We start from the raw sequence: 19,638 nt of genomic DNA, 5'->3' as shown, positions 1-19,638 counted from the left end.
TCAGTTCAGCGCGGTAATTCGCATGGTGTCGCCCTGCAGAAAGGCCTGGGCCGGCTTGCCGCGCAAGGCGGCGTCGATATCGTCGGCGGTCTGATAAAATCCATCGATTGCAAGCAGTTCGGCCTCGATCTTCTGGCAATAGATGCGCGCGCTGGTGTGACCGTTCACGCCCGCCATGGCGCGGCCGCGCAGCGCGCCGTAAATGTGGATGGAGCCGCCGGCGACGACCTCGGCGCCGGAGCCGACCGACCCCAAAATGGTGACGTCGCCCTCGGGGAAGATCACGGTCTGGCCGGAGCGCACGGGGGCGTCGAGCAGCAGCGAGGTCGGCTTGGTCTCGGCCTTCGCCTCGGGCTTCTTGGGCGCACTCGGCTCGACCACGCAGCTGCGCCCGCCCGAGAGCAGCGGCGGCATCGTGGGGGTCAGCCGGTCCTCCTCCACGCCCTCGATGCCGAGCACACGGATGTTGCGGTCCTGCAGGCTGGTGAGCAGATGGCCGATGCCGGACTGGCTGAGATCGACCGAGGACAGGTCGATTACCACCGGCCGGCCGGCAAAGAAGCCGGGGGAGCGCGCGATGGTTGTGTCGATTTCCTGCAGCCAGTCCTGGATCGGAACCGTCGGCACGAACACGAAGGCCACGTAAGAGCGCCCGCGCAGGCGAACCATTTGGCGTTGAGGTTTTACTGCAGCCTCCATAGCGGCCGACTCGATCCCTGTTATTGAATGGTTAACGATGCCGCCGATATGGTTAATGGCTGGTTAATTTCTCCGTGGGGTTACGTGGGTGTGGGCCCAGTATCGCCGCACGCGTGACCCGGACGCCCCCCAACGCGTGAGCGTTGCGGCGCAGAGCCGGGACCCAGGCCACACGGCTCGGCTCTCGGCCGATATGGGCCCCGGCTCTGCAGCGCATCGCCGAAGAGGCGCTGCGCTGCGTCCGGGGCACGAGATCAGAATCCGGCACGTGCCCTTCGCAATGACGGACGCCCCCCTACTTCTTCACCTTGCTTGCATCCACCTTGATGGCGGGGTCCAGCATCTTCGTCGTGAATGCCGTGGTCACATCGAACGGCTTCTCCATGCCGAGATAGGTCTGGACCAGCTCATAGTCCTTCTTCATCCGATCGCCGTCGATCCAGCCGAGAGCCTTGGTGGTGGTGAACTCATCCGTCATCAAGAATTTGATGCGCTCCCACTGGCGCTCCTGGTTCTCCTTGTCGAGGCCGGAGACCTGGTCGAGCAGCGCTTTCAGGCACGGCGCAGCGTCGGCGACGCAGGCCGCGAAGGCCCTCTGGGAGATGCGCACGAACTCCTCGACCAGCTTCGGGTTCTTCTGGAGATAGGCGCCGTTGACGATCAGCGAATTGCCGTACGGATTGAGTCCGATGTCCTTCCAGTTGACGTAACCAAGGTCCGGACCGAACTCGATCACCTTCAGATCGTGCTCGTTGTAGAAGTCGCTGATGATATCGACCGTATGGCTCTTCAACGCCGCGATCTTCGCGGTCGGCCCGATATTGACGAAGCTGACAGCATCCGGCGCGATGCCTGCCGCCTTGGCAAAGGCCGGCCACATCACGCGGGAGGCATCGCCCGGCGGGTTGCCGATCTTGTGGTTCGGGAAATCCTTGACGCCGTTCACGCCGTGGCTCTTCAGCCAGTAGAAGGTCTGGCCGGTGTTGGCGTAGATGCTCATCAGGGCAACATCGTCGGCGCCCTTGCTCTTCGCCACCAGCATGGTGGCGAGATCGGCGATGCCGAACGGCGAGCCGCCGGCGCCGACCTTGGCGGCGGAGACGCCGGAGCCCTTGCCGACCTCGATGGCGAGATCGATGCCGGCCTTCTCGTACCAGCCCTGCGCCTTGGCGTAGTAGAATGGCGAGTGATCGGCGGTCGGCGTCCAGTTCAGGATCAGGTTGACCGCCTCGCCCGCGCTCGCCGGCACCGCCGGCAAGCCGATCGCCAGAGCCAAAAAAGCCGCCTGCAAACGCTTCATTGCATCTCTCCTCATTGCCAGCGACCCGGCTTGTCGCTCTCCCCGTGTGAGGATACCAATGCAACAAGCCCGCCCTCCACTTGTCAACTGTTTGGTTGGAAATGCCCGCAAAACGATCTGGCGACACCGTGCCGCAGCGGCGCGATCCCGTCGCCACCCGCAAGAAGCTGCTCACCGCGGCGCGCCTGGAATTCGCCCGCCACGGCTTTGCGGGCGCCCGCGTCGACGAGATCGCGACGCGCGCCGGCGTCAACAAGCAGCTCGTCTATCACTACTTCGGCGACAAGGACGCGCTCTATCTCGCCGTGCTCGAATGGGTTTACGCCGATATCCGCGAACAGGAGCGCCAGCTCAATCTCGAAGGCCTGCCGCCGGAAAAGGCGATCCGGAAGCTGATCGAGGCCTCGTTCGATTATCTGGCGACGAACCCTGATTTCATCGTGCTCCTGAACGACGAGAACCGCGGCGGCGCGCGTCACGTCCGCGGTTCGACCCGGCTGGAGGCGATGCATTCGCCGCTGGTGAAGAGCGTGTCCCACATCCTGCACGAAGGCGTGCGCGCCGGAATGTTCCGCAAGGGGATCGACCCGATCCAGCTTTATATCTCCATTGCCGGCCTCAGCTATTTCTATCTGTCCAACACGCCGACGCTGTCGGCGATCTTCGGCAAGGACCTGTCGAGCCGGGCGGCAAGACGCGCCCGTCGCCGGCATGTCGCCGATCTCGTCTTGCATTCACTCCGGCCGTAATCAACCAGATGGTTGAAACTTCCCGCAAGGCCGGTTAGGCTCGACCCCGGCGGCATCGTCGCTGCCGACAACAGGGAGCAACCGGTGGCAGGAGACGCAGCCCGCACGTCGCGCAGCTTTGCGATCATCCTGATCGTGCATCTTGCCGTGCTCGTGCTCTGGCAGGTCGCGGTCGACGCCTTCCACGTCCCGAAATTCATTCTGCCCTCCCCGCTGGCGACGGTGCAGACGCTGGGAACCGCAGGTTATGCCTGGGGCGCCAATACGCTGGTGACGGCGATCGAAATTCTTGGCGGCTTCGCGCTCGGCGCCTTCGTCGGCGTCGCGCTTGCCGTGATCTTCAGCTGGGCACCGCTGCTGAGCCTCGTGCTGCTGCCGCTGTTCGTGACGCTGAACATGATCCCGAAGGTCGCGCTCGGCCCGCTCTTCATCGTCTGGTTCTCCTACGGCATCGTGCCGAACATCCTGATCGCGTTCAGCATCTGCTTCTTCCCGATCCTCCTCACCACCGCACGCGGCCTGCGCGAGGTCGAGCCGGATCTGCTCGATCTCGTCAAATCGCTGCGCGGCTCGCGCTGGACGCTGTTCCGCAAGATCCAGCTCCCGGGATCGCTGCCCTATGTGTTCTCCGGCATGAAGGTCGGCGCCATTCTCGCGGTCGCCGGCGCCATCGTCGGCGAGTTCATCGCCTCCGAGCGCGGGCTCGGCTACCTCATGATCCAGGTTCAGTCGTCGCTCGACACGCCGGCGATGGTGATGGCCGTCGTGCTCCTCACGCTGCTCGGCGTCGCCCTGTACGGCCTGGTTCTCGTCCTCGAACGCATGTTCGTGGTCGGCGATGCCAGGCAGACCTGAAGACCAAGGACCAGATCCATGCTGCTCACCCGCCACAATTTGCCGAAGACGATCCCTGATATCGCAGCGCTCGACGATCTCCTGTGCCGGCCGACGCAGGCGCTGATCGACGACCTCGGGAAAGTCGAGGGCGACATCATGATCCTCGGCGTCGCCGGCAAGATGGGACCGACGCTGGCCGGGCTCGCGACGGCCGCCGTGCCGGATCGCCGCGTGATCGGCGTCGCCCGCTTCAGCGATCCCAGTGTCAAGGACTGGCTCCTCGTGCGCGGGGTCGAAACCGTCAATTGCGACCTGATGGACGAGACCGCCATTCACGCGCTGCCGAAGGCGCCCAACATCGTCTTCATGGCCGGCCGCAAGTTCGGCGCCGAGGGCGATCTGTCGCTGACCTGGGCGATGAACGCGCATGTGCCGGCGCTGGTCGCACAGGCCTTCCCGTCGTCGCGGATCGTGGCGTTCTCGACCGGCTGCATCTATCCCTTCGTCCCCGTCGAGGGCAAAGGCGCGACCGAGGACATGGCACCGAACCCGCCCGGCGAATACGCCCAGTCCTGCGTCGGCCGCGAGCGCATGTTCGAGTATTTCTCGCGCAAGTTTTCGACGCCGGGCCGGCTGTTCCGCCTCAATTACGCGATCGACATGCGCTACGGCGTGCTGCACGACATCGCGACAAAGGTTCTCACGGGCACGCCGATCGACGTCAGCATCAGCCACGTCAATTTCATCTGGCAGGGCGATGCCTCCGCGCAGGCGCTGCGGTGCCTGGCGCATTGCACCGCGCCGACCTCTCCGATCAATGTCAGCGGCCATGAGATCCTGGCGGTCCGCGACCTCGCCGCGAAATTCGGCGCCCGCTTCGGCCGCGCGCCGGTGCTGACGGGCAAGGAAGAGCCGACGGCGTGGCTGACAAACACCTCGCAAGCGGTCGAGCTGTTCGGCCTGCCCGTCGTCGACACCGAGCAGCTGATCGCCTGGACCGCCGACTGGGTCTCCCGCGCCATGCCGAGCCTCGGCAAGCCCACCAAATACGAGGTGCGCGATGGTCGCTACTGACGGCCTGCCCATCATCAAGCTCGGCGTCGAAGATGCGATCGGCGGCTTCGCACTGTCGACGGAAGCGCGCTGGAACCAGACCGAGGAGGATTGGCGCGTCTTCCTGCACGAAGGTGTCGTATTCGGCATCCGTGACGGCGCGCGGCTGGTCGCGACAGCTGCTTTGCTGCCCTACTCCGGCAACAACGCCTGGATCAGCATGGTGCTGGTGTCGGCGACGCATCGCCGCCGCGGCCTTGCCACGCGCCTCGTCGATGCCTGCCTGGAAACGGCGCGCAAGAACGGACTGACGAGCTGGCTCGACGCCACGCCGGACGGCGCTGCCGTCTACGGGCCGCTCGGATTCACGTCGACCCTGCAATTGCAGCGGCTGAAGCTGGTGAGACCCGCGCGCGCCGAGGCGCCCCCATCTTCATCCGCAACCATCGATGCGCTACGTGCGCGGGACCGGCGGGGCACCGGTTTTGACCGGACCGCCCTCCTCTCCGCCATCGCACAGCGCTCCGGCTCGCGTATCGTCTCCGCGAATGGAGCCATCGCGCTGGTTCGCGACGGCCGGACCGCTCGCCATATCGGTCCGTTGTTTTCCGATCATGCCGCAGCAGCGCTGGCCCTGGTCGATACGATCGCGCGATCCGAAACCGGCCCGCTTCTGATCGATGCCATCGTATCGCAAGCCGCGTTCCTGGAGGGATTGACCGTTTCAGGCTGGACCATCGAACGCCCCTTCCAGCGCATGCGGTTCGGCCCCGCCACTGCCATGGCTGAGGAAATGCCATTCGCCGTCGCCGGCCCTGAATTCGGATAGGACATCATGCACCACAGCCAGATCAACGCCGATATCCGCAAGCTGATCAGTGAGGGCGCCGTGCTGCCGGCGCATCCGCTCGCGCTTACCGCCGAGCGCCAGCTTGACAAAAAGCATCAGCGGGCGCTGACGCGCTATTACATCGACGCCGGCTCAGGCGGCCTTGCCGTTGGGGTGCACACCACCCAATTCGCGATCCGCGACGTCGGCCTCTATCGTCCGGTGCTCGAGCTCGCCGCCGAGACCGCCGCAAGCTGGACCAGGCGTCCGCTGGCGATGGTCGCCGGCCTTGCCGGCCCGACCCGGCAGGCGACCGCTGAGGCCCGCACCGCGCGCGACATCGGCTACCACGCGGGCCTGCTCAGCCTCGCCGCGATGAAAAACGCCTCCGAGGACGAAATCATCGCGCACTGCACGGCCGTCGCCGCCGAGATCCCGCTGGTCGGCTTTTATCTTCAGCCCGCCGTCGGCGGCGTCATCCTGTCGAGCCGGTTCTGGCAGCGCTTTGCCTCGATCGACAATGTCATCGCGATCAAGATCGCGCCGTTCAACCGCTACCGGACACTCGACGTGCTGCGCGGCGTCGCGGCCGCCGGCGCGCTCGACCGCGTCGCGCTCTACACCGGCAATGACGACCACATCCTGCTCGACCTGATGCTGCCGTTCGATCTGCGCGACAACGGCGTCACCACGCGCACCTATTTTAGGGGCGGCCTGCTCGGCCACTGGTCGGTGTGGACGGCCAGCGCCATCAAACAGTTCGAGCGCTGCAAGGCGGCGCGGCACAAGGACACCGTCCCGGCTGACCTGCTCGCGCTCGATGCCCGTGTCACCGATTGCAACAGCGCCTTCTTCGACGTCGCCAATAATTTCCACGGCTGCATCGCCGGCTGCCACGAGATCTTGCGGCGCCAGGGCCTGATGCAGGGCTTGTGGTGCCTCGATCCGAACGAGGGCCTCAGCCCCGGCCAGAAGGACGAGATCGACCGCGTCTGCCGCGAGCATGCCGACCTCAGCGACGATTCCTTCGTCGCCGACAACCTGACCAAATGGCTGGCATGAGCTCCGAGCCGTTCATCAGCCTGCAAGGCGTCCGGAAAATCTATCGCAGCGGCGGCGCCGAGTTTCTCGCGGTGTCCGACGTCACGATGGACGTGCAGGAAGGCGAGCTGGTCTCCCTCGTGGGTCCGTCCGGCTGCGGCAAGACCACGGTGATGAAGATCTTGGCCGGCCTGCACGGCGCCGACGGCGGCACCGTCAGAATCGGCAACGCAAAAAGCCCGTTCGATCCGACCCGCGACATCGGCATGGTGTTCCAGCAGGCGCTGCTGCTGAAGTGGCGCACCATCCTGGACAACGTGCTGCTGCCGGCCGAGATCGTCGGCCTGCCGAGCAAGGCCGCGCGCGAGCGGGCGCGCGATCTGCTGGGCCTCGTCGGGCTTGCCGGCTACGAGCAGAAATATCCGCAGCAGCTCTCGGGCGGCATGCAACAGCGCACCGCGATCGCGCGCGCCTTCATCCACGATCCGAAGCTGATCCTGATGGACGAGCCGTTCGGCGCGCTCGATGCGCTGACGCGCGAGCAGATGAATCTGGAGATGCTCCGGATCTGGCGCGAGAGCGGCAAGACCATCGTCTTCGTCACGCACTCGATCCAGGAAGCGGTGTTCCTGTCCTCGCACTGCGCCGTGCTGACCGCCGGCCCTGCGAAAATGGCCGATTACTTCCCGATCGACCTGCCCTTCCCGCGCGATCTTCCGCTCAAGACCACGGATGCGTTCGGCGCCTATGCGCGGCGGATCTACGAGAAGCTGGGCTTGGGCGCGGCCTAAGACGGCCACGCTCGTTCTGCACGATCGGTTCGTAGCCCGGGATGGAGCGAAGCGTAATCCGGGACGGTGCCGTTGGCGTGCGAGATCCCGGATTGCGCTTCACTCCATCCGGGCTACGAAGCCGGGCGCGGCGCAAGCACTGCGCCCCTCTCACACTCAGCTCTTGTTGCGCATCTTGCCGAGCAGATAGTTGTCGTAGAAATTTTCCGCGATCTGCGTGTAGAACAGCAGCTCCTTCATATAGGCGTCGTGGCTGTCCTTGGTCCGCTTGAACAGCTCGCTCTTGGCGGCGAGTTCGTTGAGATGGTCCTGGGTCGCCGTGTAGCAGGCCTCCAGCACCGGCTGCGGGAACGCCTTCAGCTCCGCGCCATTGGCGATCAATCGCTTCAGCGCCGCCGGATTCACGCTGTCGTATTTCTCGAGCATCCAGGCGCCCGCAGCGGACGCGGCCTGATTGACGATCGCCTGGTACTGCTTCGGCAGGCTCGCCCACTTCTCGTCATTGACGATCATGTGCAGCATGGCACCGCCTTCCCACCAGCCGGGGAAGTAGTAGTATTTAGCCACTTTCTGGAAACCGAGCTTCTCGTCGTCATAGGGACCGACGAATTCAACTGCGTCGATCGTGCCCTTCTCCAACGCCGGATAGATGTCGCCGCCTGCAATCTGTTGCGGCACCACGCCGAGCCTTGCCAGCACATGGCCGCCCATGCCGGCGATGCGGAATTTGAGGCCCTTGAGATCGTCGACCGTCTTGATCTCCTTGCGGAACCAGCCGCCCATCTGGGTGCCGGAATTGCCGCAGAGGATCGCATGCGCCTTGAACGGCTTCAGCGCTTCGTTGGTGAGATCGGCGCCGCCGCCGAAATGCCACCAGGATTCCTGATGCCGATGGTTCATGCCGAATGGCGCGCCGGTGGCGTAGGCCAGTGCCGGCTCCTTGCCGATGTAGAAATAGAGCGGGGTCTGCGCCATGTCGACAGAGGCTGTGCTGACGGCATCGAGCGCCTGCAGACCGGGGACGAGCTCGCCGGCCGCAAACGTCTGGATCTGAAACTTGTTGTCGGTGGCCTCGGCAACATACTTCGCAAAGGTCTGTGCCGTGCCATAGATGGTGTCGAGCGACTTCGGGAAGCTCGAGGTCAGGCGCCATTTGATCTCGGGAGCGCCTTGCGCGATCGCGGGTGCAGCAACCAGCGTCGTCGCGCCGGCGACCGCCCCGCCCTTGAGGAATGTACGGCGTTTCATGGTGGGGTCTCCCTCTCAGTCAGGCTTGAAATCGGTGGCGCATGCCACGCTCTTCGCGGACCGTTTGCCCGTTCCTGCCAGGCAGTTCAACCCATGATAAAGGAGGAGCGGCCCGTCAAATCAGGGCCGCCGTGGATCGTTCAGGCGTCCTCGACAAAGATCGACAGCGCACGCTGCAAGTCCTTGTAGGCGCGCGGTCCAACCTTGGCCGCGAGCGCCCTGTCACTTTCGGCGGCCGCCAGCCTCAGCCGGCCCAGCAGCGCCGTGCCGGCTTCGGTCAAATAAAGCACGTAGTAGCGGCGGTTGATCGCCGACGCAGTGCGCCGCACCAGGCCCCGGCCTTCCAGATGGTCGACCAGCCTGCCGAGCCCGGCCCGCTCGATCGACAACAGCTGCGCGACGGCAAGCTGGTTGACGCCAGGATTGGCATCGATCACGCAGAGCACCGAAAACTGTGCGGGACTGATTTCGAAGACCGCCAATTGCCGGCTGAATTCTTTGAACACCCAGAGCTGCGCCCGCCGAATGCTGTAGCCCAGCAGCTGCGAGAGGTCCCCGAGGGCAAGCGGTTTCACCTTGGCCGTCTTCGCGCCGGATACCGGGCGCGGCGCCGATCGTGACGGCTTTGTCACGCCTGCCGCCCGCGGCGGCCGCGCGATCCGTTTCCTGACCCGTGCCTTGCCTGGCTGCATCGACGCGCATCTTTCGCGAAGCCGGTCGCGGTGCTTCCGGCCGGTTTGAGGATTCGGACGCCGAGTCTAACGCAACCTCGCTGGATCGAGAAGCCGGCTGGAATCTGGTCTCGCGCGCATAGCTTCTACGACAGGTTGCACGGCAATATCGCGTAATGCGTCATGTTGACACGGCAACATCGCTTCCCTTAGGATCGTGCGAGCCCGCCGTCACGTGAGCGGGTTCAAGGGGAGCGAACGTCTGTGTCGTCGTCAGGGGGTGGGCGCCATTCCGCATGCCACATCGCATCGCGGCGCCATGGTTTTGCACGCAGCCGAAGCTGCGTTGCCGCTGATCGCGGACGCGCGCGCATTTCTCCCGACATCGATCCTGCAAATGAATCCCGCCGCCCAACGTCTCGCCGGCCGGCGGCACGTCCGGCGTTTTCGTTCGATCATCAATGATGAAACTGGGAGGGCATGACATGAAACGATTTTTCCTCGCGTCGACGATCGTCGCCACGTGGGCGTCTCTCGGGGCCCAGGCCGCTGCGCACGGGCTGCCACCGAGCGGCGTCGCGCCGCGCGCGTCGTGTACCGCCCTCACGGGGCTCACCCTGCCGAACACGCAAATCCTGAGCGCGACCCAGAAATCGGGTTATTGCAACGTGATCGGCATCATCAACAAGCGGGTGTCGACGCAGGACCCCGATCACTTCACCTACGGGATCGGCTTCGCGCTCAACCTGCCCAACACCTGGCACGGCCGTTTCGAGATGATGGGTGGCGGCGGCACCGACGGCAGCCTCAATGCAGACCCGCAAGGCGCGGCCGGCGTCGAGCTCGGCCAGGGCTGGGCCGTGGCCGCCGATGACGGCGGTCACGAAGACAGCGCCGCCAACGTCGTTGGCGGCCATCAGGACGACGACGTCAATGCCGGCGGCTCGGCGCATTTCGCGGTCGACGCCCAGGCGCGCAGGGACTACGGCTACAACGGCATCGAGAAGACCGCGACGATCTCCAAGCAGATCATCTCTTATTTCTACGGCCTCGACACCGTCTATTCGTACATCATGGGCTGCTCGAACGGCGGACGCGACGCCATGATGGCGTCGCAGCGCTTTCCCTGGCTGTTCGACGGCGTGATCTCGCAAAATCCCGGCTTCAACCTGCCGCAGGCGGGCCTCGCCGAAGCCTGGAACGAGCAGGTGCTCGGCACCCTTTCAACCAGCAAGGACGTCAACGGACAACCCTTCATTCCCGACACGTTTCCCGCGCAGGATCTCCAGGTGGCCTCGGCCGCGATCCTGAGCGCCTGCGACGCGCTCGATGGGCTCGTTGACGGCATCGTCGACAATTATCACGCCTGCACCGCCAAGAAGGTCTATCCGGCGCTCGCGCGCTACACATGCGGCACCGGCTCGCACGGCAGCACGCCGCATGGCGGCACCTGCCTGACCGCCGCGCAGGTCAACGCGCTAAAGAAGATCTATGCCGGGCCGGTCAACTCGAAAGGCGAGCGGCTCTATTCGAACTGGTTCTGGGATGCCGGCATCTGGACGCCACCCACCGCGCCGGGCGCGGGCTGGCAACTCTGGAACGTCGTCACCGCGCCGGTGCCTGGTGTCAACACCGCCATCAACCTGACGCTCGGCGCGGGCGCGATTCCGATGATCTTCCAGACGCCACCCGTCGTCACGCCGGTCAACGGGCCCAATGGTCAGGAGGCCTTCGTCTTCCGCTTCAACTTCGACACCGACGCGCCGAAGATCTTCACCAGGACGGCGGCCTATCCCGAAAGCAGCATGGACTTCATGGCCGCGGTCTCGACCGATTTGCGTCCGTTCAGGGCGCGCGGCGGCAAGCTGATCATCTCCTCCTCCGTCAACGACGGCATTTTCTCGGGCGCTGCGATCGCCCGCTGGTATCGCAACATGGACAGGCACATGAGCGGGCGCGCGACCGATTTCGCGCGGCTGTTCATGGTGCCGAACATGGCCCATTGCGGCGGCGGCGCGGCCACCGCGAGCTTCGCCGGGAATGAGCTCAAGGCCATCACGGATTGGGTCGAGAAAGGCATCGCGCCGGAACGCATCGTCGCGGCCAACACCAATGCGACCTCGCCCTATCCGGCCGGCGGGCTTTTCGATCCGCGCATTGCCATGAACTTCCCGACCGGCGGTACCAGGCCACTCTGCGTCTATCCGAAGATTGCAGCCTACAAGGGCAGCGGCATGACCAACGACGCCGGCAGTTTTGCCTGCATCGACCCCGGCTTCAGGCCGGGCGGCGACCACGACTTCCACGATGACGACGACGGGCGCGGCGACCACAGGCACTGATCACGTGCAGGCTCGCTAACGAGCTCAACAAGCGCGGCGCGCGCTTCCGCCGCGCGCCGCAGGCGTAAGAGTGCGCACGATCGCCCCCCCCAATTTCGTCATTGCGAGCGCAGCGAAGCAATCCAGAGTCTTTCCGCGGAGACAGCCTGGATTGCTTCGCTGCGCTCGCAATGACGGAGCATGGGTGATGGCGCGTTACTGCAACTCGCATCTGCACGCGCGGATACGCCACTAAGAACGCCCCTTAGAGCAGCTTCGCGCTCACGAACAGCGCGCGCACGGCGTTGGTCGCCTGCACTGCGAGCATGGCGTTGTCGGCGGCGCCTTCGAGCGCCGCGACCGCGTCTTCATGCAGCGAGCGGAATTCCATCCACTCGACCGACTTGAAGTTGGTGAGGAATTGATAGGCCTGGCCGACGGTCGCGATCGCCAGCGTGTCACCGTTCAGCTTGATCTTGAACGTGGTACGCAGCGGGGTGTCGGAGCTTTGGGGATCACTCATGGGCTGCTTCTGGACGAGGACGGCTTAACGAAGGGGAAACGGCAGCCCCGCCGCAGCAGGCAATATCAGGAATTGGTGCTCGCGCGCTGCGAGGCGGTCGCCGGTCCGCTCAGGCTCGGCACCACGACCAGGCGGTTGAACTCGCCGTTGTCCCAGGCCTTGAGGAAGCGATCATAGTCCTTGATCGAGACGCAGCCGTTGGAATCGCCGCGCGGCCCGAGCATGTAATTGTGGGTGAGCAGGCCGACGCGGCCGAGCGCGCTGGTGCCCTCGGTCGGCGTCAGACGCAGCGCGCGGACGCCGTGGAACAGCTTTTCGCGCGGCTTCAGGTCGTAGATCGCAGGCGGGGTCGCGCCGACCATGCGCTGGTCGACGTGGTCGGGGTCGTCCATCAGCGCGCCCATGCCCGAATGGGCTTCCAGCGCGACGCCGCTCGGCAGGTAAAGTGCCTTGGCCTTGATGTCGTAGACCGCCGTGCGCGAATCGTAGCCGAGCGCGGCAAGGTCCGGCGCCTTGCCGAACAGGCCGCTGTCGGGCGTCAGCGAGGCCAGCTTGATCTTGTCGGTGAATTTTTCGAAGAAGTTGCGGTTATCGACCCTGGGGTTGGTCTCCGCATAGGCTTGGCTGGAGGCGATCTGGGCGGCGATGTCCGCCTGGGTCGGGCGCGAGCGCGGGATCGGGACGGCGTCGGCGCGCTGCGACGGCCTCCTCTCGTCAACCACATGCCGATCGTCCTCGGTCAGGGTCGAACGCCAGTCGTCGCCCTGGAGCTTCTGGGCGAGCATCGCCCTGGCGTCACGCAGCTTGAGCTGGACCGCGCTCATGGCGGATCGCTCCAGTCCCCGCAGGCCGGCGTCGCGGGCGGGCTGATTGCTGGACAGCGAGGCGAAACGGTCGTCGAACGAAGGGGCATTGGCGGGGGGAAGTGCGGCGGTGACCAACGGGGTCGAATCACCCATATCCGCGACCCAAGCGGCCGCGCCCACCGCCAGCGCGAGAGCGCCCAACGACAGCAATATCGTTTCCGCTCGCCCGATACGGCGGCGCGACAACAGCCTCTCGGCGTGTGCGGCGTCGGAAACCATCAGATCCCCAAATCGACCCCCGGGGGACCCACCCCCACCCGGAGACTCTATACCAGCTACCACATTGGGAGCCAAAAGTTAGGCATAATCACGGCCAGTTAGGCACCCCCGGGGGTATCCAATGACCGATCCTTTCGACCTAGACCGGTTCGTCCCGGCCCAAAATCAGGTTTTTCGCGACGTTCAGGGCGAGCTGACCCGCGGACGGAAGCAGAGCCACTGGATGTGGTTCGTCTTCCCGCAAATCGCCGGCCTCGGCCTCAGCGCGATGTCGCAGCGCTACGCCATCGGCTCCCGCGCGGAGGCCAGGGCCTACCTCGCCCACCCCGTCCTCGGCCCGCGTCTGATCGAATGCACCCGCCTCGTGCTCGCGGTCGAGGGGCGGACCATCAACGCCATCCTCGGCGCGCCTGACGACGCCAAATTCCGCTCGTCGATGACGCTGTTCGGCGCGGTCTCCGACGAGCCCGTTTTCGGCGAGGCGCTCGCCCGATATTTCGCAGGCGAACGCGACGGCGCCACGCTGGAGATCCTCGACAGGCTGGATCGGCGGCTAGTCTAGACGCGCGTGCGATCAGCGGCCCTGGAAGACGGCCGCACGACGTTCGATGAAGGACTGAATACCTTCCTTCGCGTCGGCGCTGCCGAGCACGCGATCGCGGATTGTTGGGATACAGGCGATCGCCGCCGCCTCGCCGCTTTCGATGTATTTCGACGCGGCTTCCTTGGTGACCTGGATGCCCAGCGGCGCGTTGCGCGCGATGATGGCGGCGAGCGCCATTGCCCGCTCGACCTGCTCTCCCGGCGGCACGACCTCCTGGACGAGGCCGATCGCGTGGGCGCGCTCGGCGGAAAACTCGTCGCACAGAAACAAATGGTACATCGCATCGCCCCAGCCGGCGCGCGAGAGGAAGCGGAAATGCGCACCACCAAGCGGCGCGATGCCGCGCTTGGCCTCGCCGGCGAGCATCAGCTCGATGCCGATCGTGAACACGATGCCTTGCACGGCGGTAATGACCGGCTTGCGGCACCGCTTGGCAAGGCCGAACGGATCTACATTGCCTTCCGTGATGTTACGCTTTTCCGCAGTCGGACCGAAGAATTTCGGCATGTCGAGACCGGCCGTGAAATCCCTGCCCTCGGCGCAAATCACGCCGGCGCGATAGGCCTCGTTGTCGTGCAGCTCAGTCAGTGCATCGGACAATTGCTCCATCATAGGCGGCGTGAACGCGTTCTTCTTCGCGGCGTTGTCGATGACGATCTTGAAGACATCGCCGTGCGCTTCGGTGCGGATCTGACCTTCGCTCATTTGGCTCCCTCCGGATTGGTCGGTCGGTGTCGGTAAATCAGGTCGGCGGCTGAATTGCCGCGCGGATGGCTTCGATCCGCACCGGCGTGAACACGCCGGAGTCCAGGAGCTGCAGGATCGAGAGCACGCCGCCGCGCGATCCCCAGCTTCCCTCCTCGATGATCTCGAAATTGACCCACCAAGCCGGCGCAGGCGCCTGCATGCCGCAGGCCTCCGCAAGCCGCGCCAGCACATTGCGGATCACCTCCGCTCGCACTTCGGCAGGCCAGGCGGCGTGCATCACCGCGATATTGACGGTCATGACATCGCGCGGCGTCTCCTGGTCGGACAGGAGCCGGCCGCCGATCGCCATGCGGTCGGCCGGCAGGTCATGGAAATGCACCTGAAAGCCCATTCGTGCCGCTGGCGCATGCTGGCCGATCTCGGGCTCGAGCACGGCATCGGTCAGGCTTTCGGCGAGGCGGCGGCGCTGCGCAAGGCCAAGTCGGCCGGCCGGTGCGGTCACGGTGATGATCGTCAACGTATCCCTTTCCACGAATATGTCATGCGTCATATTTCATCGCCGCTTGCCTATGTCAAGTGTCATAGTCTAGACAAGACAGCCAACTGCGGAACGTCCAATGCCCACCACCACACGCGACAAGATGATCGCCGGCGCCGCCGACCTGATGAGCCGGCGCGGCGTCAACGCCACCAGCATGCGAGATGTCGTCCGCCATACGGCGACGCCGCGCGGCTCGATCAGTCACCACTTCCCGGACGGCAAGCGGCAGCTGATCGCCTCAGCCGTGATCTTCGCCGGCAAGCAGGTGTCGATTCCCCTGGAGAAGGCCATGAATGAAAGCGGCGTGATCGGAGGCCTCAGAGCTTTCGTCGCTTCGTGGCGCCGCCAGCTCGAAGCGACCGGTTTCGAGGCCGGCTGCCCGGTGCTCGCTGTCGCCGTCGATCGCTATGTCGGAGAAGCCTCCGACAAGGACGACGAGACGACGCAGCAGCATCTGCTCGATCTCGCAGACGGCGTACTCGCAGATTGGCGGCAGAACATGTGCGCAGCCTTGCTGCGCGAAGGCGTGGCTGCCGAGCGCGCGCAGCGGCTCGCAACCCTCGTCGTCGCCTCGATCGAAGGCACGGTCGCGATGTGCCGCGCGGCTCGCAGCGCCGACGCGCTCGATCAGGTTCAAGAGGAACTGGAGACGATCCTGTCCTCCGCCCTCGCCGGCACCACCGGATAGAATGGAGACGCACCGATGGATTTGTCCCGACAACTCGAGCTCGCCCGCCATCTCGCCAATCTTCGCCGCGAGGGCCGACAACAAAGCGGTCTCGCGGAGCGGCTGGTGCCACCGGATGCCGAAACGGCGTACCGCGTCGCGCAGATGGTGGAAGAAGAACTGGGCTGGGACGTCGTCGGCTGGAAGATCGCCGGCATGAAACCCGGGCTCCAGCGCCAGCTTCGCATCTCTACGCCGATCTACGGGCGAGTGTTCGCGCCGCTGATCAAGAGCTCGCCCGCGCGCGTCGAGCACATCAAGCAATGCAGTCCGATTCCGGAGGTCGAGTACCAGGCACGTCTCGGCGCCGACCTGCCTCCGCGCGCGAAGCCCTACACGGTGGAAGAGGTCGGCGATGCCGTCGCTTCGCTGCATCCCGGCATCGAACTCGCCGAATGCCGCTTCGTTCACGACGCGGCGTTTCCGCCGATGCCCGCGATCATGGCCGACGGCTCTGGATCGGGAACGATCGTGCTTGGAGAGCCCATCACGGACTGGCGCAACCGCGACATTGCCAATCAGGAGGTCGTCCTGAATTGCAACGGCGCCGAGAGACGCCGCGGTAGCGCTGCGGAGGCGATCGATCATCCGCTGGTGCCGCTCGCCTGGCTCGCCAACGAGCTGTCACGGACTGGCATCCGCCTCGAGGCCGGCCAGACCATCAGCACAGGTACGCTGACCGGCATGCTGCGGCCCAAGCCGGGCGAGACTTACATCGCCGATTTCGGTCCGCTGGGAACCGTAAGCGCGACCTACAACTAGACGAATGGACGCATGCGCGCGGCGCATGGCGGCCACCAGCGTAAACCCGGGATTAACATCGCCTGCCTATCTTCCGTGCAAACACTTCTCCCGCGCTATTGCCGGACAGATCATGAAAATCGGTACGCTGCTGACCGCCGCCATCGTCTCGCTCTCGACCGTCGGCGGCGGCCTCGCCGTCTATGTCGCGGTGACGAAATACCAGACAATGGAGCGGATCACCGAAGCGCAGGGGCGGCTCGCGATCGTCCGCGCCGTCAGCGACATCCCGCGCTATCTCAACCCCGAGCGCGGCTTTGCCACCAACATCCTTTACGGTCCCGCGACCTACGATCCGGCGCAGCTTTCCGAGCACGACAAGCTGCGCAAGCAGACCGATGGCGCGCGCGACAAGATAAATGCGCTGCGCAAGGAGCTGCCGGGTCCGTTCGACGACGGCAACACCATCGGCGGCAGCATCGACGGCATCAATTCGAAATTCACGTCGCTGCGCGAGGCCATCGACAAGGCGATGGCGGGACCGCCAGAGGCACGCAAGGACGCGGCCAAGAAGATCGTCGCCGACAACGCCGTGCTCAACGGCGGCGTGACCGCGCTGCTCAACGAGCAGGTCCGCCGCATGGCGATCCTCAACGGCGATGCCTACCGGCAGGCCAGCTACGCCAACATCGCGATGACATTGCGCGATGTGGGCGGCTTCAACTCCAGCCTGCACAAGAATCTCGTCGGCGGCAAGAAACCGGCGACCGACACCGAGAAGGCCGAGATCAGCCGCTCGCAGGGCCGCAACGACCAGATCGTGATGTCGCTGCTGGAGCTGCGCGGCAATCCCGCAACTCCGGCCAACGTCGCCGCCGCACTGGAGAAGTTCAACGCGATCTATATCGAGGAGTTCGGCCGCGAACTCAAGCTCGCGAAGGAAGGTGCGATCAGCGGCAAGTACGAACACGACGTGGACACCTATTACGCCGCCACGCAACGCGGCCTCGGCACCATCATCGAGGTCCGCGACGCCTTCTACGACAATGCCGAATCTATCCTCGCCGGTGCCGCCGCCGCCGCGCGCACCAGCTTCACCATCGCACTCGTCGGGCTTCTCGCCGTACTGATCGCGAGCGCCGGCCTCGTCGTGACGGTCCGCCGCCGCGTCTGCGCCCCGATCGTCGATCTGACGAGCCGGATGTCGCGGCTCGCCGACGGCGACGTTGCCGAGGAGATTCCCGGCGCCGAGCGCTCCGACGAGATCGGCGCGATGGCCGCCGCCGTCCAGGTGTTCAAGGACAGCATGATCCGGGCCGAACGGCTCGCGGCGGAGAAGCAGGCCGAGAACGACGGCAAGATGCGCCGCGCCCAGGCCCTCGACGGGCTCACCCGCGCGTTCGAGGCCAAGATCACCGAGCTTGTCGGCGGCTTGTCCCGGGCTTCATCCACCATGGAAAGCACGGCGCAATCGATGACCTCGACGGCGGCCCAGACCAACAGCCAGGCCGCGGTCGTCGCCGCCGCCTCCGAGCAGACGTCGACCAACGTGCAGACCGTTGCCAGCGCCACGGAAGAGCTGACCTCCTCGATCGCGGAGATCGGCCGTCAAGTGGCTCAAAGCACAGAGATCGCGGCGCGCGCCGTCGACAACGCCCGCCGCACCGGCGACACCGCACGCGCGCTCGCCGAGGGCGCCCAGAAGATCGGCGACGTCGTCACGCTGATCCAGAGCATCGCCGAGCAAACCAATCTGCTGGCGCTGAACGCGACCATCGAGGCCGCACGCGCCGGCGATGCCGGCCGCGGCTTTGCGGTGGTTGCTGCCGAAGTGAAGTCGCTGGCGGGCCAGACCGCCAAGGCCACCACCGAAATCTCCGAGCAGATCTCGGCGATCCAGGCCGCGAGTGACGAGACCGTCGCCGCGATCCGCAACGTCGCCGACGTCATCGGCGAGATCGACCAGATCGGCACTGCGATTGCCGCGGCGATCGAGGAGCAGGGCTCCGCCACCAAGGAGATCGCCCGCAGCGTCCAGGAAGCCGCGCGCGGCACTCAGGAGGTCAACACCAACATATCGGGCGTGCAGCGCGCCGCCGACCACACCGGTGCGGCCGCAAGGGAAGTGCTGGGCGCGGCCGAGCAGCTCTCGACCCAGTCGCGCGACCTCGCCGGACAGTTCGACCGCTTCCTCGGCGAGGTCAGGGCCGCTTAATAAGGCGGCGCCTTGCGCGCCCGCTGCGCCTTCGCCGCCTCGATCCACCAATTGAGATCGTCGGCAAAACGCGGGAACGAGCGCTCCAGCGCCTTGCCGCCGTCGCCGATCGGCTCGGCCGCCTCCGACAAGGTCTGCGCGATCGGTCCGACCCCGATCGTGCTCGAGATCACCACCATGCCCATCTCCGACAGCGTGCCGTGCCAGGCCGTCGCGGCGCGCGCGCCGGACAGCCGGCCGGCGGAATAGCTCACGATCGCGGCCGGACGCCAGAACCATTCTTCGAGGAAATGGTCGGTGAGATTCTTCAGGCCGGGCTGGATGCCCCAATTGTACTCGCCAGTCACAAACACGAAGCCGTCGGCGCTGCGGATCTGCCCGGCCAGCTTCTCCAGCGCCTCGGGCGCAGTCCCCTTGGGATATTCCTTGTACATGCGGTCGAGCATCGGCAGGCCGATCGCCTTGGCGTCGATGAACTCGACGTCGTCGCCGCGGCCGCGCAGGCCATTGATGATGAAATTCGCAAGGCGAATGCCCATGCGGTCGGAGCGGTAGGAACCGTAGAGGACGAGGATGCGATTGCTCATGCGATCAGACTAGCACGAAACCCGCGCGCGGGGACGCTTCCCTTGGTCGCGGCGATTCAGTGCGTGGCGCGATAACTGGCGCGGTGCGGGATGGACCGGCACGCCAGCCCTTCGGCCAGCAGCTTCATGTCCTCGCGTCTGCCGCTGCGGATCAGCCGGCCGAATTCGTCGGGTGTGAAGGGAAGGTTTGGATCATCATCGATCGGGCGCCGCATTCGCGGGCCGAACAACCGCCGAACCAGGCTAGCCAGCCGCCGCATGTCAATTCCCTCGCGCCAGCAACAAACCTCTCAATCCGCATATTGTTCCTCCTGCACCTTCGAGATTGCAAGAGGTCGCAAGGAGTCCGCACCAAAAATTTCTCCAGA

Annotated in this window: 22 protein-coding genes; 12 read left to right on the top strand and 10 right to left on the bottom strand. The window is 65.4% G+C overall.

Annotated features, from left to right (window positions below):
* Both minC and QSV46_RS11715 read right to left on the bottom strand, forming a co-directional pair.
* Nucleotides 1-699, bottom strand: coding sequence for a septum site-determining protein MinC (minC, locus tag QSV46_RS11720; RefSeq protein WP_314950474.1), 699 nt, complete (start codon nt 697-699; stop codon nt 1-3).
* A 295-nt stretch (nt 700-994) separates the two neighbouring features.
* Complete coding sequence (locus QSV46_RS11715) at nt 995-1,999, bottom strand: ABC transporter substrate-binding protein (RefSeq protein WP_314950472.1); 1,005 nt, start codon at nt 1,997-1,999, stop codon at nt 995-997.
* Between the two features lie 101 nt (nt 2,000-2,100).
* Between QSV46_RS11715 and QSV46_RS11710 the strand changes: the two genes are divergently transcribed.
* The 6 genes from QSV46_RS11710 (at nt 2,101) to QSV46_RS11685 (ending at nt 7,299) form a co-directional block, all read left to right on the top strand.
* A complete protein-coding gene (locus QSV46_RS11710; protein ID WP_314950470.1) occupies nt 2,101-2,748 on the top strand; it encodes a TetR/AcrR family transcriptional regulator in 648 nt (215 codons plus the stop codon).
* An 84-nt stretch (nt 2,749-2,832) separates the two neighbouring features.
* The gene (locus QSV46_RS11705) at nt 2,833-3,603 is read left to right on the top strand and encodes an ABC transporter permease (RefSeq protein ID WP_314950468.1); all 771 of its coding nucleotides are present in this window, start codon (nt 2,833-2,835) and stop codon (nt 3,601-3,603) included.
* A gap of 18 nt (nt 3,604-3,621) precedes the next feature.
* The gene (locus QSV46_RS11700) at nt 3,622-4,659 is read left to right on the top strand and encodes an NAD-dependent epimerase/dehydratase family protein (RefSeq protein WP_314950466.1); all 1,038 of its coding nucleotides are present in this window, start codon (nt 3,622-3,624) and stop codon (nt 4,657-4,659) included.
* Nucleotides 4,646-5,467 carry a GNAT family N-acetyltransferase gene (locus tag QSV46_RS11695; RefSeq protein ID WP_314950464.1) on the top strand — a complete coding sequence of 274 codons (822 nt, stop codon included), beginning with the start codon at nt 4,646-4,648 and terminating at the stop codon, nt 5,465-5,467. The genes QSV46_RS11700 and QSV46_RS11695 overlap by 14 nt, the downstream gene beginning before the upstream one ends.
* 6 nt (nt 5,468-5,473) lie before the next feature.
* Entirely contained in the window at nt 5,474-6,529 is a 1,056-nt protein-coding gene (locus QSV46_RS11690; RefSeq protein WP_314950462.1) for a dihydrodipicolinate synthase family protein, read from the top strand.
* Nucleotides 6,517-7,299 (top strand): ABC transporter ATP-binding protein, encoded by a 783-nt coding sequence (locus QSV46_RS11685; protein WP_314950460.1) that lies wholly within the window; start codon nt 6,517-6,519, stop codon nt 7,297-7,299. The genes QSV46_RS11690 and QSV46_RS11685 overlap by 13 nt, the downstream gene beginning before the upstream one ends.
* A 156-nt stretch (nt 7,300-7,455) precedes the next feature.
* Here the strand turns inward: QSV46_RS11685 and QSV46_RS11680 are convergent, their stop codons facing one another.
* Nucleotides 7,456-8,547, bottom strand: a complete 1,092-nt coding sequence (locus QSV46_RS11680; RefSeq protein WP_314950458.1) for a substrate-binding domain-containing protein — start codon at nt 8,545-8,547, stop codon at nt 7,456-7,458.
* 140 nt (nt 8,548-8,687) lie between these two features.
* A complete protein-coding gene (locus QSV46_RS11675; RefSeq protein ID WP_314950454.1) occupies nt 8,688-9,179 on the bottom strand; it encodes a MarR family winged helix-turn-helix transcriptional regulator in 492 nt (163 codons plus the stop codon).
* A 274-nt stretch (nt 9,180-9,453) separates the two neighbouring features.
* Here QSV46_RS11675 and QSV46_RS11670 point away from each other — a divergent pair, with 274 nt between their 5' ends.
* On the top strand, nt 9,454-9,702 hold the full coding sequence (locus QSV46_RS11670; protein WP_314950452.1) for a hypothetical protein: 249 nt from the start codon (nt 9,454-9,456) through the stop codon (nt 9,700-9,702).
* Between the two features lies 1 nt (nt 9,703).
* Nucleotides 9,704-11,560, top strand: coding sequence for a tannase/feruloyl esterase family alpha/beta hydrolase (locus QSV46_RS11665; protein WP_314950449.1), 1,857 nt, complete (start codon nt 9,704-9,706; stop codon nt 11,558-11,560).
* A 244-nt stretch (nt 11,561-11,804) separates the two neighbouring features.
* Here QSV46_RS11665 and QSV46_RS11660 read toward each other — a convergent pair whose 3' ends face one another.
* Both QSV46_RS11660 and QSV46_RS11655 read right to left on the bottom strand, forming a co-directional pair.
* Nucleotides 11,805-12,062 (bottom strand): hypothetical protein, encoded by a 258-nt coding sequence (locus QSV46_RS11660; RefSeq protein ID WP_314950447.1) that lies wholly within the window; start codon nt 12,060-12,062, stop codon nt 11,805-11,807.
* Between the two features lie 65 nt (nt 12,063-12,127).
* Entirely contained in the window at nt 12,128-13,078 is a 951-nt protein-coding gene (locus QSV46_RS11655) for a DUF2778 domain-containing protein (protein ID WP_314950446.1), read from the bottom strand.
* Nucleotides 13,079-13,268: 190 nt separating this feature from the next.
* Here QSV46_RS11655 and QSV46_RS11650 point away from each other — a divergent pair, with 190 nt between their 5' ends.
* Nucleotides 13,269-13,709 carry a DUF1810 domain-containing protein gene (locus QSV46_RS11650; protein WP_314950444.1) on the top strand — a complete coding sequence of 147 codons (441 nt, stop codon included), beginning with the start codon at nt 13,269-13,271 and terminating at the stop codon, nt 13,707-13,709.
* 12 nt (nt 13,710-13,721) lie between these two features.
* Here the strand turns inward: QSV46_RS11650 and QSV46_RS11645 are convergent, their stop codons facing one another.
* Together QSV46_RS11645 and QSV46_RS11640 are read right to left on the bottom strand one after the other, a co-directional pair.
* The gene (locus tag QSV46_RS11645; protein ID WP_314950441.1) at nt 13,722-14,456 is read right to left on the bottom strand and encodes a crotonase/enoyl-CoA hydratase family protein; all 735 of its coding nucleotides are present in this window, start codon (nt 14,454-14,456) and stop codon (nt 13,722-13,724) included.
* A 37-nt stretch (nt 14,457-14,493) separates the two neighbouring features.
* A complete protein-coding gene (locus tag QSV46_RS11640; protein ID WP_314950438.1) occupies nt 14,494-14,976 on the bottom strand; it encodes a tautomerase enzyme in 483 nt (160 codons plus the stop codon).
* A gap of 100 nt (nt 14,977-15,076) precedes the next feature.
* Here QSV46_RS11640 and QSV46_RS11635 point away from each other — a divergent pair, with 100 nt between their 5' ends.
* From QSV46_RS11635 to QSV46_RS11625, 3 genes are all read left to right on the top strand, one after another.
* On the top strand, nt 15,077-15,688 hold the full coding sequence (locus QSV46_RS11635) for a helix-turn-helix domain-containing protein (protein ID WP_314950435.1): 612 nt from the start codon (nt 15,077-15,079) through the stop codon (nt 15,686-15,688).
* Nucleotides 15,689-15,703: 15 nt separating this feature from the next.
* Entirely contained in the window at nt 15,704-16,489 is a 786-nt protein-coding gene (locus QSV46_RS11630; RefSeq protein ID WP_314950432.1) for a 2-keto-4-pentenoate hydratase, read from the top strand.
* Between the two features lie 112 nt (nt 16,490-16,601).
* Nucleotides 16,602-18,683 (top strand): methyl-accepting chemotaxis protein, encoded by a 2,082-nt coding sequence (locus QSV46_RS11625; protein WP_314950430.1) that lies wholly within the window; start codon nt 16,602-16,604, stop codon nt 18,681-18,683.
* Here QSV46_RS11625 and QSV46_RS11620 read toward each other — a convergent pair.
* Nucleotides 18,680-19,270 carry an NAD(P)H-dependent oxidoreductase gene (locus QSV46_RS11620; protein WP_314950428.1) on the bottom strand — a complete coding sequence of 197 codons (591 nt, stop codon included), beginning with the start codon at nt 19,268-19,270 and terminating at the stop codon, nt 18,680-18,682. The two genes, QSV46_RS11625 and QSV46_RS11620, sit on opposite strands and share 4 nt — an antisense overlap.
* A 56-nt stretch (nt 19,271-19,326) precedes the next feature.
* Nucleotides 19,327-19,530 carry a hypothetical protein gene (locus tag QSV46_RS11615; protein WP_314950426.1) on the bottom strand — a complete coding sequence of 68 codons (204 nt, stop codon included), beginning with the start codon at nt 19,528-19,530 and terminating at the stop codon, nt 19,327-19,329.
* Nucleotides 19,531-19,638 lie beyond the last annotated feature (108 nt).

This window comes from Bradyrhizobium cosmicum, assembly GCF_032290525.1.
Taxonomy (GTDB): Bacteria; Pseudomonadota; Alphaproteobacteria; order Rhizobiales; family Xanthobacteraceae; genus Bradyrhizobium; species Bradyrhizobium cosmicum_A.
Note: the sequence above shows the minus strand (reverse complement) of the source record. Positions and strands in the feature narration are given on the sequence as shown.

What these genes read in the sequence shown, in the direction of transcription:
- QSV46_RS11665 (WP_314950449.1), top strand. Translation starts at nt 9,704, where the DNA reads ATGAAACGATTTTTCCTCGCGTCGACGATCGTCGCCACGTGGGCGTCT.
- QSV46_RS11700 (WP_314950466.1), top strand. Translation starts at nt 3,622, where the DNA reads ATGCTGCTCACCCGCCACAATTTGCCGAAGACGATCCCTGATATCGCA.
- QSV46_RS11625 (WP_314950430.1), top strand. Translation starts at nt 16,602, where the DNA reads ATGAAAATCGGTACGCTGCTGACCGCCGCCATCGTCTCGCTCTCGACC.
- QSV46_RS11680 (WP_314950458.1), bottom strand. Translation starts at nt 8,547, where the DNA reads ATGAAACGCCGTACATTCCTCAAGGGCGGGGCGGTCGCCGGCGCGACG.
- QSV46_RS11635 (WP_314950435.1), top strand. Translation starts at nt 15,077, where the DNA reads ATGCCCACCACCACACGCGACAAGATGATCGCCGGCGCCGCCGACCTG.
- QSV46_RS11715 (WP_314950472.1), bottom strand. Translation starts at nt 1,999, where the DNA reads ATGAAGCGTTTGCAGGCGGCTTTTTTGGCTCTGGCGATCGGCTTGCCG.
- minC (WP_314950474.1), bottom strand. Translation starts at nt 699, where the DNA reads ATGGAGGCTGCAGTAAAACCTCAACGCCAAATGGTTCGCCTGCGCGGG.
- QSV46_RS11660 (WP_314950447.1), bottom strand. Translation starts at nt 12,062, where the DNA reads ATGAGTGATCCCCAAAGCTCCGACACCCCGCTGCGTACCACGTTCAAG.
- QSV46_RS11650 (WP_314950444.1), top strand. Translation starts at nt 13,269, where the DNA reads ATGACCGATCCTTTCGACCTAGACCGGTTCGTCCCGGCCCAAAATCAG.
- QSV46_RS11645 (WP_314950441.1), bottom strand. Translation starts at nt 14,456, where the DNA reads ATGAGCGAAGGTCAGATCCGCACCGAAGCGCACGGCGATGTCTTCAAG.
- QSV46_RS11615 (WP_314950426.1), bottom strand. Translation starts at nt 19,530, where the DNA reads ATGCGGCGGCTGGCTAGCCTGGTTCGGCGGTTGTTCGGCCCGCGAATG.
- QSV46_RS11630 (WP_314950432.1), top strand. Translation starts at nt 15,704, where the DNA reads ATGGATTTGTCCCGACAACTCGAGCTCGCCCGCCATCTCGCCAATCTT.
- QSV46_RS11710 (WP_314950470.1), top strand. Translation starts at nt 2,101, where the DNA reads ATGCCCGCAAAACGATCTGGCGACACCGTGCCGCAGCGGCGCGATCCC.
- QSV46_RS11685 (WP_314950460.1), top strand. Translation starts at nt 6,517, where the DNA reads ATGGCTGGCATGAGCTCCGAGCCGTTCATCAGCCTGCAAGGCGTCCGG.
- QSV46_RS11690 (WP_314950462.1), top strand. Translation starts at nt 5,474, where the DNA reads ATGCACCACAGCCAGATCAACGCCGATATCCGCAAGCTGATCAGTGAG.
- QSV46_RS11695 (WP_314950464.1), top strand. Translation starts at nt 4,646, where the DNA reads ATGGTCGCTACTGACGGCCTGCCCATCATCAAGCTCGGCGTCGAAGAT.
- QSV46_RS11620 (WP_314950428.1), bottom strand. Translation starts at nt 19,270, where the DNA reads ATGAGCAATCGCATCCTCGTCCTCTACGGTTCCTACCGCTCCGACCGC.